This is a genomic window from Marinicella gelatinilytica, assembly GCF_026410405.1.
In the GTDB taxonomy this organism is placed as follows: domain Bacteria; phylum Pseudomonadota; class Gammaproteobacteria; order Xanthomonadales; family Marinicellaceae; genus Marinicella; species Marinicella gelatinilytica.
Genome location: NZ_JAPMLN010000011.1, coordinates 1 through 15,807, shown reverse-complemented (window position 1 = coordinate 15,807; position 15,807 = coordinate 1). Strand labels below are relative to the sequence as shown.

Genomic DNA, 15,807 nt, shown 5'->3' with positions numbered 1-15,807 from the left:
ATACGCATGATGACTTGTGTGCTTTTTAGGTTAATAGACTAAAAAAAGAAGCAGTACAGGCTGAGGTTTGTCTCAGTCTGTACTTGTTTTCCATTTTTGCACATCAATTTAACGACCTCTGTTGAAAAGCGAAGAGCTGTCAACTTGTTGGCTCAAATCAGTACACAAATCAGTTTCAACCTTGGGTAATTCAACGCCATCAATGGCGAGTGTTTTATCGTTTACCCAGTCAAAAGACGCATCACCAAGAGAAACAGGAAAGTTTGAGCTGTTCAAATGAAATTCATTAGCGGCTGAAGAAAATGATTTTGAGATGGCCGACTTAGAGGTGGATGACTGTTCGGTACTTATTTTTATAAACCGCGCCCTTCCATGCAGCTCAATAAACAGCGCTTGGGTGCTGTTTGGGCTTGAAAACAAGTAGCAGCCTTCAATGGTTTGGTCGGCGGGGCCAATATGATAGGAGTCGAGTTGTTTATTTTTGTTAAACCATACATGCATTTTAAGATTGGACGACGCACCACTTAAATCCCAACTGTGTCTGGCGATGCCGCCTGGCAGGTATCGAGAAGTGTCTGGTTTTCTTTGCATGTACGCAGTCAGATCCTCACTGTTCATGTTTAAGCTGTTTGCGTCTAAGGTAGCAATCAAGTTGGGTATTTGATGGTCATCAGCTGAAGCGACATCATTAGCTTCTCGGACACTGAGGGCGACTTGCTTAAATTTTTTGAGGTAGGTTTCAGCCTGTTCTTGCGCGACCATGCCAATAATCAGAAAATAACCTCCATCGATGCGAAATTTAATCAGTTGGTACACTGTTAGTGGCACAGCTGTTTCACTGTCCAACACATGAGCCACAATTTCAACTGATTCTAAACCCGCTTGATTGACTTTATTTGTTTCTAGAATCTTAACGTCCTCCATATATTCCAGTTGATTGAACCTGTGTAAGGCATATTCAGTTTTATCAGACGCATTAACCGGTCCCAATGAAGCCACAATTTGCAAAAAGGGGTCGCCATTTTGTGGGCCTGAGGGTTGTCCGTCACGACTCATTTGTACCATGCTGGCAGAAAATTGAGGGATGTCAATCACGTGTAAACCTTCGACTGAGTTAAATTCAAATGGCCGTTCCAATACGTTGGCTGCCTCTTCGTCAGATATAGGCGTCGCAGACTTAATGGATTGTTCTATCGCGGCGTAAAGGTTCTGATTGCCTTGTGGAAACGTACCATGAATTAATACCAGCTGATGCTCAAGATGCAGCACAGCAATTATGCGGCCTAGCTCTTGATTGCTCACGGTTTGCTCGCCCGTGATAAAGAGTGCCTGAGAATCACCGGCAATTTCTGTTTTTTGACTGGTAATAACTTGAATGCCCTGTGATGCAAGGCCTTTCAATAACACAGTGTCTTTAGTTTGTGCTATGGCTTTGTGTCGCTCCTCAGGGTCTTCAGGCAATGGAAAAGACATCACCAGAATGGATGAATGGGTTTTTTCTTGTTTAAAGCCTTCAAAATCATTCGACTTTTCAAAGCCTTGAGGTTTATCAAGCGCCACGCCTGAAGGGAAAGCAATGCTATCCGCTGAGTAAGATGGTAAAGCAACTAACAAAAGCAATAGTCCGAATAAATGTCGCATAGGTTGTCTGATGATTCTAAAAGGCGGTACTTTAGTTTATTCAAGTAAGCTATTTCAACAAAAAATAGTGGAGCTTCAGATAGATGGTTTTAGATAGCGCTTAGTTATGCTGTAAGAGCAATCTTCTTGATATTGCTCGATTATTTCTTTCAAAAAATGGTGTTTTTATATTAAATCGATGACAAGTTGCTGTGAATTTTGGTATTGTATTTGATATGACTAGCGGCACCTTTGACAATCTTCTACATCGGTTTGTATTAAACGATTCATTGCATCAGCTGTTTGATGCGGTCAATGCCATTTCGGTTCAAGGTTATGATGAGCAACGGCGGGTGATTTATTGGAATAAAGGAAGTGAGCGATTATACGGTTACAGTAAAGAGGAAGCCGAAGGGCAAAAGCTGGAAGATTTGATTATACCGGATGAAATTCGCGACATAGTCATCAAAGGACATAATGCGTGGTTAAAAACCGGTAAAGAAATACCTGCCTCCGAGATCACATTGCGACACAAAAGCGGTAAAAAAGTGTTTGTTTTTTCAAGTCATGTGCTGTTTGTTAATCAATACGGTGTCAGACAGATGTATTGTATTGACATTGATTTGAAAGACTTAAGGCAGGCGCAAGCGCAAGCGAATTTCAAAGAGCACATGCTTGAAAGTATTTTTGATGCCATCCCGGATTTGTTTTTCTTAATGAAATCAGATGGTACAGTGATTGATTATTATTCCAGTAATACGGGTGATTTTTTTTCAAAATCAAATGATTTCATGGGTAAAAATATTTCAACCCTATTTGCTGATGTCAAGGTTAATGGTTTTCAGAAACAGATGGAAAGTGCCTTAAAACACAAATCCAACACCCGCTTTGAATATGAATATAACGTGCATCAAATTCCAAAGCATTTTGAAGCGCGCGTGCGTTTTATTAAGGAATACGATCAGGTCATGGTTATCATACGTGACATCAGTGAACAACATAAAGCAGCAGAACTGATTCGACATCAGGCCTATTATGATAACTTAACATCGTTACCCAATAGATTCCTATCTTTGGAACAACTGTCTCAATTATTAAAAGAAACTCAACGCAGCAACGAAAAAATAGCGGTGTTATTCCTTGATTTGGATGACTTCAAAAAAATTAACGACTCACTGGGCCATGAAGTTGGTGATAAGCTGCTCATAAAATGTGTCAAAAGATTAAAGAGCGCCATTAGAAAACAAGATTTAATTGGTCGCTTGGGTGGTGATGAATTCATTGTTTTACTTAAAGGATACAAGACTCATAAAGCGATAACTCATGCCACAGAGTCATTATTAAAGGCCTTCAGAACTCCTTTTAATTTAGATGGCAGGGAGCTGATATTGACCGTCAGCATTGGGATTGCCATTTCTCCTGATGATGGTGATTCAGCCTCTGATTTATTAAGAAATGCAGATATTGCCATGTACCAAGCCAAAGAGTTGGGCCGAAATACCTATTCATTTTTTACAAAAGAAATGAATGTATTTATGCAGCGTCGATCAGAGCTTGAAGCGCAAATGCATGGTGCCTTAGAGCGTCAAGAGTTCGAAGTTTATTATCAGCCTCAAATTGATGTTAAGAAAAGAAAAGTTATTGGTGCGGAGGCTTTGATACGGTGGAACAACCCCACACTAGGCAATATTTTACCGGACGAATTTATACCTGTGGCTGAACAGACCGGCTTAATTGTGTCCATCGGTGAGTTGGTGATTAGACAGGCAGTACGCTTTTTAAGTGAATGGGAAAAAGAACACAATGTACCCTTTAATATGGCGGTCAATTTATCACCCCGGCAGTTCAGGGATGAGGGTTTATTCACATTCATCCGAGATCAGTTAAAACTTTTGAATGTGGCGCCTGATCAGCTTGAGTTAGAAATTACTGAGGGCTTACTTTTAAGTGGAAAAAGTTACATTAAGGAAACGCTGAATAAAATCAATAAGCTGGGCATCAAATTAGCTATGGATGATTTTGGAACCGGTTATTCCTCTCTTGGTTATTTAAGGGAATTTTCTTTTGATGTTTTGAAAATGGATCGTGCTTTTGTTCAAGGTATTACCACAAACAAATCCGATTACGACTTGGTTAAAGCCACCATAGCCATGTCTCGCAGCTTGGATTTGTTAGTCGTGGCAGAAGGTGTGGAAACCAAAGCCCAGCTACAGATGCTAGAAGATCTTGGTTGTGATATTGTGCAAGGCTTTTATTTCAGTAAACCCTTGAGCAAACAAGCGTTTTTTGGGTTTATAAAATCATTTTGTTACGATAAATAATACGAATATTATTAAACTTCAGAGTTATCATCCGATACTTTTAAAGTTGATTTTTATATAAAGTATTCATTTTGAAGCTTAAGGGCCGTTTGTGAGACAACTTATATCGAACATTTTAAATCCATGATTTTTCAAACAACCAGAGGTATGCTGGCTTAAAGGTCCGACGGTTCAATCTAACTTAAAAACATGTATTATTCATCACCCGAAACCGGTTTGCGCAAATTCTTTATTCTGCCTTTGCGGGTTTTGGCATCCAGGCGCTTTTTGTTCGAGGCTTTTGGTGGGCGTGTCGGTTTGCGTTTTTTGGGCTGAACAACTGCTGATTTGATGAGTTGAGCCAGGCGATTTAAGGCATCTTCCCGGTTTTTTTCTTGAGTTCTGAATTGTTGGGCTTTGATAATGATCACACCATCTTTGGTGATGCGCTGATCGGATAATTTGAGCAGCTGTTCTTTATAAAAATCAGGCAAACTTGAATTCTCAATATCAAAACGCAGGTGTATGGCACTGGCGACTTTATTGACATTCTGACCGCCCGGGCCTTGGGCTCTTATGGCAGTGAGTTCTATTTCAGACTCAGGTATTTCGACGGTGTTGGATAGTTTCAGCATTTGATATTGTATTCACGATTAACGCGTCTACGTCAATATTATTTAAGTCATATTTAGAATATATCACTTAAATTTACTCCAGTAAAACAACCAATACATAATACCGGAACTATTAAAAAACTCAGCTGCTATAACACTCATTTTAATCCCCAATGAATTGTTAATGGTTCGAGTTTCTTGTGTTATATTTGCTTATTTTTAATGGGTTGTCGGTTTTGAAGAGGATAAATAATCAGGATAAGATGCTGAGAATTTTGCAGCTGATTTTGGGGGTTGTTGCACTTGGTTTTGCTGCTCAAATAGCCATTAATTTAGGCAGTTTATATCCCGTTCCCATTACAGCGCAATCGATGGTTGTGTTGATGATTGCTCATCTTTATCAATGGAAATGGGGGAGTGCTTGTATTTTTATTTATTTATTGGTCGGCCTGTTGGGTCTGCCGGTATTTTCAAATTTCTCCGGTGGCTGGGCGGCTTTTAGTGGTAAAAGCATGGGCTTTTTATTGGGCTTCTTTTTCGCAGCTTTGGTGGTCGGAAAAATGGCTGAAAAGCAAGATGTCGGTTTTCTCAAAGTTTCTCAGCAGTTTTTCATCGGCAGTCTTGTTATTTTATTATGTGGATATCTTGGGCTGTTAAGGTTTTTAGATGTAAAAACTGCTTTTATTAAAGGTGTTGTGCCATTTCTCCCCGGAATGATTATCAAGGTTTTCGTTGGTGCCTTGCTTATAATCATTATGCAGCGCTTTCGGTGCTTGATGAAGCAGTCATAAACCTAAAACTGTTTGATTGTTTTTTTAGTGTAGATTTTAGATTTGAGTTGTCTAATAAAGTTTAGCAACTATTGAAGTTGATAAAATTTATATAAGCATGCCAAAATAAGACGATCTTAAACAGGTTGTTGACGTTGCTATATTTTTCCGGGTTTCAGTTAGATTTAAAGCGCAAAGAATTATCGTACGGTAAGCAGATCGTTGATTTGACCAAGAAAACCTATGACTTATTGGTATTTTTAATCCAAAACCCGCAACAGGTTCATACCAAGGATGATTTAATCAGCCATGTTTGGCAGGGGCGTGTGGTCAGTGGAAACACCATTGATCAAACCATTTCGAAATTACGTAAGTTACTTAGCGAATACAGTCAGGATACCTTTATTGAATCGGTGTATGGTCAAGGTATTCAGTGGAATGTGGCTGTCACGAAGCACGCACCGAAACGGTCTAAAATCAATGTTAAAGCGGCTCTGGCTGTGGTCGTTATTGTGAGTCTGCTGTCATCATTGTGGTGGTGGCGAAGTCAGCAAACACCACCCCAAGAACAACAGACGCCACACGTTTTATTGCAATTGTCTGTCGATTCAGTGGACTGGGAAATTAAGTCAGCCGGTCAGTTTTTAAAGCAATTGCTTAGTTTTTCCAGTCAATCGTCCATTAAAAGCACAGACGACAGGCCGTTATTTGTGTTATCGGAAGATTTTGTACGAAATCAACAAAAATTGATTCCGGATTTAACCATTATTCGCATCAAACCGGTATCCCATCAGCAGCAGATGGCCTGGTTAATCGAAGTCAGTCAGGCTCAACAATTACTGGTTCAAACCACGGTCGCCGCTGACAATTTCCAATCACTGATCGTTAAAAGTACTGAATTGCTGGTGGATCAATTGGGGTTATCTGATGCGCTCGTGAGTGGTTTATTGCCCAAAAATGATTATGTCATGGTGCTCTATGTGCGTGGATTGCAGAGTTTGGATCGCAATGAATTTAACACCGCCAAGCAACAATTTCAGTTAGCCATTGAAGAACAACCCAGTTTTCATTTAGCCCGTTTAAAGTTAGCCGAATCTTTAAATAAACTGGGTCAAATTGATGAGGCCGTCAGTAGTTTAGATACCCTGTTACAGTTACCCGTTCCGGCGGCCATTCAAGTGGCGGCAACAACCTTAAAAATGCGTATTGTTAAGGTTAAAGGCGATTACCCGAAAGCCGCTGAAATTTATCAACAGCTGCTGGCGGATCAGGTCAACGCGCCACCGGATATCTGGCAAGCGGCGCGTTATGAGTACGCGGCGATTTTACAATATCTGAATCGCCCCCAAGAAGCACTGGCTATCTATGATGCCTTTATTGATGATGGTGTATCCAGTGAAGATGTGGCCCTATTGGCTGATGTCAGGGCTTCTAAAGCCAGCTTATTACAGCAACAAGGCGATGTCAGTGGTGCGTTGGCTGAGTCTGAGCAAGCATTGCACCTGTATGAACTGAATCAGGATTCAGTGGGCGTCGCCCGCACCTATTCTGTGTTGGCAAGGATTGCCAATCAAAAAGCCCAATATAAACTGGCTGAACAATACCTGCGACAAGCATTAACCGTGACTAAGTCTGTGGGTCATAAGTTGGGCGAAGGGGCTGTTTTGAATGAACTCATTTATGCCCTAATGCAGCAAGGCCAACACCAAGAAGCCTGGCAACTTAATAACCGCTTGTTGGCGATTGGCACAGAATTGGATTATTCAGGTATGCTGATGGCCGCTTATCAGGCCTTTTATGAGATGTCGCGAATTCAGAAAAACTGGGACACAGCCGCTCGTTGGCAGCAAAGCTATCAACAGTTGGCAGAAAATATCCAGGATCAACGCCGTCTGGTTAAAGCCGAACTTTTTCACCTTAATCTTTTATTGGATCAAAAAATTACTGACGGGGTTGCTGATAAAATAGCGGTGGTTCAAGCGCACATTAATGATGTCGAAGAAGCCTTGATGCAACCGGCTTTAAATGTGTTTCGTGGTCGTTATCAATGGCTGATAGGGCAACCCGGTAGTGCCATTGAAACCCTGATTGAGGCTAAAAATTTAGCGGTTGAATTATCAGACTATGAATCCTTGATATCAGCCAATAATTACTTAGCTATGTATTATCTGTCCCAGGAAAAACCACAACAAGCCTTAAATACGTTGGCTCAATCAGAAGCTTATAAACCTTTTGCCATACCTTATTTACGTCTTAAAGCTGAGGCTCAGTTAATGCTCAATAAATATATTGATGCTTTATCCACCATCACGACATGCCAGCAACAAGCCGCACAACTTTGGAGCGATGATGAGCAAGCGGTGTTACAGGCAATCAAACAAGCCATGAATTAAAGGAAAGCTGCTGAGCAGCTTTCCTCTGTATAGTCCGTTGATTGATTGCTGGTGGTGACTATTCAAAGCCATCATTAAAAATTAAATCATTTGATTCAATGGCCATAACTTGAATGTTATCAATAACAAGATTAGTACCTGCCAGTGTCGTTGAGTCAGTACCCAACGTAATTTTACCAATGCCACGCTCTCCACTGTAGCCATAGGATCGGCCTGTAACCAAAGCTACATCATCTAATTCGACAGTATAAGTTCCATTGTCGAGATCAAATGTTAGTCTCAAGTGATGCACTTGGTTTACTTGGTAATCGCCGACGTTAAGTTGAAAACCAGATTCGTCGTATACACTCACTTTACCGCCGGGAGTGAATCGTATCGTAGTAAAATTGATACTACTGGTGGTATTTTCACGAACACTGAACTGGAATGCATCTAAAGCGATAAACTCCAAATCGTATTCAATAACTACCTGACCTGTCGTGACTTCAACATCATCATAGAAGTGCCATCTGGTGGATTTCACCCCATTGGTCTCAGATTCTAAATACAAAGCTTGATCAGAATTAAGGCCTGGCGTAACGATTTCAGTGTATAAGTTGTTTGATATGTTGTAAGGCTCGTCTACTGAAGCACCGCCTTCACCCAAAAAGTCACCGACCATATAATCCTCAAAATCAGCTTCTAAAAGCAGTGTGGTTGGCGCTGGAGTGTAAATATTTATATTATCTAAATAAAAGGGGTGGTTGCTTGAACCGTTCCCAAAACCAGTTAGTAAACGACCCACACCGCGATCAGTGATGTCGTGTTCTCGATCTGAGTAAATTACATTACCATTAATGGTCATTGAGCTGGTTCCAGCATCCATATCAAAGGTTAATACCACGTCTTGAGTTGTGCCCGCTGTATAGGTGTTTTCAATTGTGGTAATGAGACCTAAGGTATCCCGGGCTTGAAATGTACCGTCAGCTTTGTATTCAATTTTTAAAAACAATTTAGAGGAACCGCCACCTTCTCTGACACCAAACTCATGAAGATCCAGTGCCGTTGGGGTGAACTGATATTCAATGACAACCACACCCTCGGTGACTTCACCTCCTTCTAAGAAATCCCAGCGCATACTTCTGGCATTGGTTGTGACAGGGTCCAATAGTACTTCAAGATAATTCTCACCTGGACTTTGTTGAAAAACTTGTCCTGTTATACCACTTGCGAAACTTGGTTCACCGACTGAGGCTCCACCATCACCGATGTAACTGCCTGGGGTTAGATCGTTAAAATCGACATTAAATATTTCTACGTTCGAATTTGAGGCGCTAACCATCCCCAACGATGAAAATACAAGCATTAAAGTAAAAAACAAGTCCTTAAGACTGAAACGAATGAACATATGATAACCTCTGTTAATTAATAAAAACACGAGCAGTAAGTATATGAATACGGTCATTGTCAATTCTGCAAAAGCCCTGAAAAACTCCTGAAAAAGTGATGAATAATATGAAAAGGTAGGCTAAAGGTTGACTTTAATGAAAACGGTTAACGCAATTTAGAATCGTGACTGGCGTATGTTCTAATTGTGCTGAACAAGCATAATTGGTAAGTAAATATAATAAAGGAACCTAGGTGACTGAACTGAGAGCTTATACAAAATGCATAATTCAATGATTTTACGGTGCCAATTTCTTCTTTAGTGCCTTGGAAATCGACAAGGGTAAGCTCGGCATGGAGCGTAGCAGCCAGGGCAGGATTTTACGTTTTGTCTTGTTCAAAGATTCCGGCACGATGGCTTCGATTAAATGCGGGCCGGGTTGGCTTTGGGCGTATTCCAGGGCTTTGGTTATTTCTTCGGCGGTTTGCACGCGGATACCATGGACGCCCATGCTGTTAGCCATTTCGGCAAAGTTGATGTTCGGGCCGGTTAAATCCAGCTGGGATTTGGCTTTATCTCCGGCGTCTTTGGCACCAACCCGGTCGAGTTCAATGTTGAGCACCGAGTAGGCGGCGTTGTTGAATATAATCGAGGTGACGTTTAATTGTTCGCGGGCCATGGTCCACAGTGCCTGGATGGTGTACATCGCGGTGCCATCACCAATCAGGGCAAAAACAGGTCGATCAGGGCAGGCGATGGCCGCACCGACGGCATTCGGTAAACCCTGACCGATGGCGCCACCGGTTAAGGTCAACAAATCATGACGGGGTGCGCCGGCGGTCATGGCAGCCAGCATCAGGGTTGAGGTAATGCCTTCATCAATCAGGATGGCATTGTCCGGCAGCAAGTGGCCAACCGCTTTACAGACTTTCTCGGCGGTTAATTTGCCAACAGGACTGACCGGTTGTTTTTCGGACTGTAGTTTGGGTTGTGCCTGGTCTGCGCCGACGGCAGTGACCAATTTGCTGAGACTGGCCAAACTATCCTGATCAGGTGCGGCCAAGGTGTGCACCTGACAACTGTCGGGCACCAGGTAACTCTTTTTATCGGGGTAGGCGAAGAATGACACCGGTGCTTTGGCATCCACCAGGATTAAATGTTTAATATCACTGAGCTGCACCATGGCCAGTTCCGCCAGGTAAGCAATGCGTTCAATATAAGGTAAACCGGCGCCGCGTTCCATGCGGGTGGGGAAAGTTTCTGCCAATAAAGTGACGCCCTTATGCGCCGCGATTTTGGCGGCGGCCATAATGGTCGGTTCGCGCAAGGCATGGCCGCCCAGTAGTATCGCGCTCTTTTGACCTGAATTAATGGCCGTGGCGATGGCTTCCAATGTGGCCTCATCGGCCGCTTCAGGGGTTGGTGGTGATAGAGGTTCAACGGCGACGCCGCCTTCGCCCCAGGAGACATCGGCGGGTAAAATTAAGGTGGCCACCTGACCGGGTTTTGCGCGGGCAGCGGCAATGGCTTCAGCGACATCCTGGCCCAGTGTTTCGGTGCTGGTGGCGGTGCGACAAAAGCCCGGAGAGACATTGCGCGCCACGGTTTCGATATCCGATTGTAATTGTGCATCGTATTTGACATGGTAGGTGGCGTGGTCACCGACGATGTTGACCACGGGGACCTTACCCTTACGCGCGTTGTGCAGATTGGCCAGTCCGTTGCCTAAGCCACAACCGAGATGCAACAGGGTCACCGCAGGCTTATCGGCCATGCGTGCATAACCATCGGCGGCACCGGTCACCACACCTTCAAAAAGTCCGAGCACAGCGCGCATCTTCGGCTCATTATCGAGTGCCGCCACAAAATGCATTTCGCTGGTGCCGGGGTTGCTAAAACAGACCTCAATACCGGCATCGACCAGGGTTTTCATTAAAGCTTGCGCACCATTCATCATCATTTATCTCCAATACGTTCAAGTTGATCCGTACCAATATCATTAATTCGGGTCACGCCGGTGAGGGTCATGGCCAGTCGCAGTTCCTGTTGCAGACTGGCGAGTAAGTGATTCAAGCCGGTCTCACCGGCACCCGCCAGTGCCCATGCCCAGGGCCGGCCAATCATAACACCCTGTGCGCCCAAAGCCAGGGCACGGAAGATGTCCACACCGCTGCGCACACCGCCATCGACCAGAATCTCAGTTTCTGAGCCCACGGCGGCAACAATTTCCGGTAATTTACTGACGCTCGAGGCCACACCGTCTAACTGCCGGCCACCATGATTCGAGATCACGATGCCGTCGGCGCCGATTTTGACCGCTTGTCGCGCATCATCGGTATCAAGAATACCTTTTAATAGCAATTGACCTTGCCAATGTTGACGCAACCAGGCCATATCTTCCCAGGTGACGGTGGGGTCGAATTGGGCATCAATCCAGGCCTTAATGGCATCAAGATTTCCGGTACCCGGCATGACATCACTGAGGTTGCCGAAGTTGAGCGGGCCGCCGCGTATGGCGACATCCCACAGCCAGCGCGGTCGTGATAATAAGTGTATCATTTTCAAGGTTTTGGCACGCGCACCGGGACTCGATATGCCGTTACGGACATCACGGTGGCGCATGCCCGGCTGCGGTAAATCAACAGTAAAGACTAATGTCCGGCAGCCGGCGGTCCAGGCTTTATCGAGTAATGTCTTAATGCGTTTTCGGTCGCGGATCATGTACAGCTGGAACCAGGTGGCGCGGTTAACGGCCGCCTGCACTTCTTCCACCGGGCAAATGCCAACTGTAGACAATGTGAATGGAATCCCCGCAGCTTCTGCGCTGCGTGCCGCCAGTACCTCGCCACGGCGTGCCATCATACCGGCCAGGCCAAGCGGTGCCAGTACCACGGGCATGGCACAGGATTCTCCGACAATCGTGGTTGCGGTATCGATTTGGTCAACATCCACCAACACCCGTTGCCGCAGTTTTATCTTGTGCCAGTCAGTTTCATTGGCTCTTAGCGTTTGTTCGTCGGTGGCACCGCCATCCAAATAATCGAACAGGAATTTGGGCAATCGGGCACGTGCTCTTTTACGGTAGTCTGCGGCAGTCACCGGAAAGGTCAGTTTCATGGTTTATCTCTCCCCACAATCGAACGCACCGCTGCACGGGCAGTCATAATACAGCCGGGTAAAAAAGTGCCTTCCAGCGAGCGTTTACCGTTGGCGCCGCCACCGCCAAAACCGGCGGCTTCACCCACGCAGTATAGGCCCTCAATCGTTTCGCCGTGGGCATTGAGAACACGACTGTGCAAATCAGTTTGTAAGCCGCCCAGGCTTTTGCGGGTGATTAATTGCATGCGAATGGAAATAAAGGGCCCGGCGCCTTTTTGTTGTAGAGGTGCCGGTTTACAGGTGCGTAAACGATCCGGCTTCCATTGACGGGCATGCTGAATCAGTCGAATTTGAGGGTCATTAAACAGTTGTGTGCCTTTGGCAAAATTGGCATCAAAGGCATCGACTGTGGCCTGCAGTGTGGTCGCACTGATGTCATTAGAGCAGGTCAGGCGATTCATTTTATGGCTCAATTCATGCAAGCTATCGGCCACCAGAAAATCACGGCTTTCACGCTGCATTTGCCGCACCAGTCGATGATTCCCCAGCAGCAGTTCTTTGACGAACTGCGGGAACTGTTTGTCTCTGATTCTGGCATTGTGCTCGGCCCCGGAAATGGCAAATTCTTTGGCGGCAATACGCCAATTCAGCAGGTGCCAGGTCCAGGGTTTTTCTTGTTCAGCCACCCGTTGACAAAGCCAGTGGGTATCAAAACCGGTGACCAATGGTTCCGGACCAATGCGCTCGCCCTGATGATTCAACCACAGTGCAGATTTGCAGGGAATGGTGGATAAGCCGTGGCCGGAAAAATGCGGATAAGGGTGGGCAAAACCGGCGGCATAGTTCCACATTTCACCCGCATGGGTAATCTGTCCATCGAAATAATCAGCAACCCAATGATGCATGCGGCCATCGGCATAGGGGTGGGCACCATTAAGCATGGTTGTCGGCTGTGGTCGGTCGACCGGCCAGTTTTTTCGGCATTCTTGATGGCTGCCGTTAATACCGCCGGTGGCAATCACCACTGTTGAGGCGTTTAAACGAACAGATTCACCACTGGTTTCATTAATGGCCAATGCGCCACTGACTTGTCCGGCTTGTTGTGCTAATTCGGTGACGCGGTGTTGGTGCAGAAGAGTTAATTGGTCGCGGCCACTTTCTCGCCGCAAAGCCGCGATTAAAGTTCGCACCAATTCACGGGAAGTTCCCCAGATTACATGGTATCTGGGAACACTGTTACCGTCTCCGAAACGACCCCGTTCAACCCAATTAACCGCCGGTAAGAATTTTATACCTTCATTCATCAGCCAGTCGTACACCTCAGAACGACAATTCTCGACATAGTGGCGCGCCCATTGCAAAGGCAGCTGATCTTCGGCACTGAGCTCACCAAAACTGAGCCAGTCTTTAAGGGCAATGTCCGGTGAATCGACAATCTTCATTTTTTGTTGCAGTGGCGTATCCACCAGCAGCATACCACCAAACGCCCAGCGTGCCAGCCCGCCAAAACGTTCCGGCGTATCCCGGTCAACCAGCGTGACGGACAGACCTGCGCGTATACTTGCTAAAGCGGTCACGATACCGGCCAGCCCGCCACCAATGACCAAAACATCGGAAGAAATGATGTGTGACGAAGCGGCCATGCCTTAACCCCGATATTGCCGTAAGTAGCGCTTTTCAAAAAAGCGTTTGGCGTAATGCATGATGCGCAAGGGCGGTAAGAAGGTGGCGCCTTTGGCATTACGTTTAATAAAAATTCCATGGCTGAGGGTGTCGATAATGCACAATAGCTCATGATTAATTTTATCGAGTTCAGTGGTGACATTTTGTAGCAGACGCAAGGCGTTGGTGGCCGCCACTTTGGCTTGGATATCAGCGGCATGGGCTTGTTTGGGTTGCCACTGGGGACCCGGAAAACTACCGGCATCACCGGCGACATAGACATGCTTGAAGCCATCTACCTGAGTGTGTTCATTGGCAGCTATCATGCCACCCGGCGACTGCGGCAAATCCGTGTTTGCCAGCCAGGCGGGGCCGGTCATACCCGGCATAAACAGGATTAAGTCAGCGGTAATGTCGCCACCTTCTGTCATGACACTGTTTTCAGTAAAACCTTTAATTTTATGACCAAGGTGGGTTTCCACATCACGTTTACGCATTAACTGCATCAGCTTGTCGGGCACATCAGGACCTAAGCGGACACCGGGTTTGGTATTGGGGTTAAAAAACACCAGTTTAAATTGATCGCGTCGGCCTTGTTTGCGCAATAAGGTTTCGATAATAAAAACAAATTCAAACATCGGGCCGCCGCGCATGGCGGTCGGCTCATTGGGGTTGCCGCCGAAACCCAGGGCAATTGTGCCCGACTTCATGGCCGCGAGCCGATCGCGAATGGTTTCACCGACTTTAATACCTTCGCAAGGGGTCAGCACATGTTCAATACCCGGCAGTTTTTTAATAAAACGACCGCCGCTGGCAATAATCAGGGCATCGTTCTCAACCGTATCGGTCTCGGTGTGAACCTGACGACCGTCATTAGAAATACGGTTTACTTTTCCGGCGATGAAAGAGACGCGCATTTTCTTGAAGTAATGGTTGAGATCAATGCGTAAATCATCCGCTGTTCGCAAGTCCGCCGGTAACCAAATAACACTGGGTAAATAGATAAATTCAGCCCGCGGGGCAATCACGGTAATTTCCACGTTTTTTGATTGTTGACGCAAAGTCTTGACCGCTGTGAGGGCGGCAAAACCGGCACCGATGATGGTTATACGCATAATGACATCTCCTGGTTAATGCTTACCTATGAGGCTTGCGCGCTAAAAGGGTGGCAAATTGTAGTTGGGCACCATTGTGCATGGTGCCAATATCTTCATTATACTTGAGTAACTCCCAGCCTTGGTAGGCATCACTTAACTGGCCTTCATGAAAGGTAAATGGGAAAGGAGCCGGGCAAGGATGTTCGTCCGTATCCATGGCGCAGACAATCAGGTTATAACCACCCGGCAGCGTATGGGCTTGCATATCTGCAATGACAGCAGCAACCCGAGCCGGATGAAGAAACATTAAGGTCACAGTGCAGACAATGAAGCCATAGTCTTCGCTGAGCTCGGCTTGATTAATATCGTACACCTGCGCCTGAATATTGTTGATATTCTCTTCTGCCACAATCTGCTGCAGCCTGTTAATGGCATTGGGATTATTATCCACCGCTGTCACTTGAAAACCTAATTGACTTAGATAGAGCGCATTGCGCCCGGTACCACAGCCCATGTCCAAGACCTTGCATGGCGTGACTGTTTTACAAGCCTCGACCACTTCACTGTGTGCGGGATTTAAGCCATATCGGCTATTGATTGTTTCATCTGACATGTATTTACTTCTCAACGATGTATTAGTTTATACTTCAATTATAGATGATTTCAGAGCAACCATCAGTATAAGTGTTGCACAATTATTGGGTTTGTTGATGGGCAAAGTGTTAATTAAACCCGTGGTGCATTTGGAGCGATAAATGGTAAATAAACATGATTTAATAACCAAAAAGACGACTCGTCATTCCGGCCAATACCACATCCTGTTAACTTGGCACACCTACGTCCTGTAGGCGACTAAGCGAAGCGCATGGACGCCGCCAAGGATGGC

Annotated in this window: 11 protein-coding genes; 3 read left to right on the top strand and 8 right to left on the bottom strand. The window is 45.4% G+C overall.

Annotation, left to right across the window (positions count from 1 at the left end):
* Positions 1–108 precede the first annotated feature (108 nt).
* Positions 109–1,641, bottom strand: a complete 1,533-nt coding sequence (locus tag OS173_RS08255; RefSeq protein WP_267183803.1) for a hypothetical protein — start codon at positions 1,639–1,641, stop codon at positions 109–111.
* Between the two features lie 215 nt (positions 1,642–1,856).
* Between OS173_RS08255 and OS173_RS08250 the strand changes: the two genes are divergently transcribed.
* Positions 1,857–3,941: a sensor domain-containing protein gene (locus tag OS173_RS08250; RefSeq protein WP_267183802.1), complete on the top strand. Its 2,085-nt coding sequence runs from the start codon at positions 1,857–1,859 to the stop codon at positions 3,939–3,941.
* Positions 3,942–4,135: 194 nt separating this feature from the next.
* Here OS173_RS08250 and arfB read toward each other — a convergent pair whose 3' ends face one another.
* Positions 4,136–4,555: an alternative ribosome rescue aminoacyl-tRNA hydrolase ArfB gene (gene arfB / locus OS173_RS08245; protein WP_267183801.1), complete on the bottom strand. Its 420-nt coding sequence runs from the start codon at positions 4,553–4,555 to the stop codon at positions 4,136–4,138.
* A 188-nt stretch (positions 4,556–4,743) separates the two neighbouring features.
* Between arfB and OS173_RS08240 the strand changes: the two genes are divergently transcribed.
* Together OS173_RS08240 and OS173_RS08235 are read left to right on the top strand one after the other, a co-directional pair.
* Positions 4,744–5,325, top strand: coding sequence for a biotin transporter BioY (locus OS173_RS08240; protein ID WP_267183800.1), 582 nt, complete (start codon positions 4,744–4,746; stop codon positions 5,323–5,325).
* Between the two features lie 134 nt (positions 5,326–5,459).
* The gene (locus tag OS173_RS08235) at positions 5,460–7,697 is read left to right on the top strand and encodes a winged helix-turn-helix transcriptional regulator (RefSeq protein WP_267183799.1); all 2,238 of its coding nucleotides are present in this window, start codon (positions 5,460–5,462) and stop codon (positions 7,695–7,697) included.
* A 58-nt stretch (positions 7,698–7,755) separates the two neighbouring features.
* On the opposite strand, the gene OS173_RS08230 is transcribed toward OS173_RS08235, so the two are convergent.
* The 6 genes from OS173_RS08230 to tehB all read right to left on the bottom strand — a co-directional run bounded on the left by OS173_RS08230 (position 7,756) and on the right by tehB (position 15,534).
* The gene (locus OS173_RS08230; protein WP_267183798.1) at positions 7,756–9,084 is read right to left on the bottom strand and encodes a hypothetical protein; all 1,329 of its coding nucleotides are present in this window, start codon (positions 9,082–9,084) and stop codon (positions 7,756–7,758) included.
* A gap of 277 nt (positions 9,085–9,361) precedes the next feature.
* The gene (locus OS173_RS08225; protein WP_267183797.1) at positions 9,362–11,023 is read right to left on the bottom strand and encodes an acetolactate synthase large subunit; all 1,662 of its coding nucleotides are present in this window, start codon (positions 11,021–11,023) and stop codon (positions 9,362–9,364) included.
* The gene (locus OS173_RS08220) at positions 11,020–12,180 is read right to left on the bottom strand and encodes an L-lactate dehydrogenase (protein WP_267183796.1); all 1,161 of its coding nucleotides are present in this window, start codon (positions 12,178–12,180) and stop codon (positions 11,020–11,022) included. The genes OS173_RS08225 and OS173_RS08220 overlap by 4 nt, the downstream gene beginning before the upstream one ends.
* Positions 12,177–13,805, bottom strand: coding sequence for an FAD-dependent oxidoreductase (locus OS173_RS08215; protein ID WP_267183795.1), 1,629 nt, complete (start codon positions 13,803–13,805; stop codon positions 12,177–12,179). Before OS173_RS08215 ends, OS173_RS08220 begins: the two co-directional genes overlap by 4 nt.
* Before the next feature lie 3 nt (positions 13,806–13,808).
* Complete coding sequence (locus tag OS173_RS08210) at positions 13,809–14,939, bottom strand: NAD(P)/FAD-dependent oxidoreductase (protein WP_267183794.1); 1,131 nt, start codon at positions 14,937–14,939, stop codon at positions 13,809–13,811.
* Positions 14,940–14,961: 22 nt separating this feature from the next.
* Positions 14,962–15,534, bottom strand: coding sequence for a tellurite resistance methyltransferase TehB (tehB, locus tag OS173_RS08205; protein WP_267183793.1), 573 nt, complete (start codon positions 15,532–15,534; stop codon positions 14,962–14,964).
* Positions 15,535–15,807 lie beyond the last annotated feature (273 nt).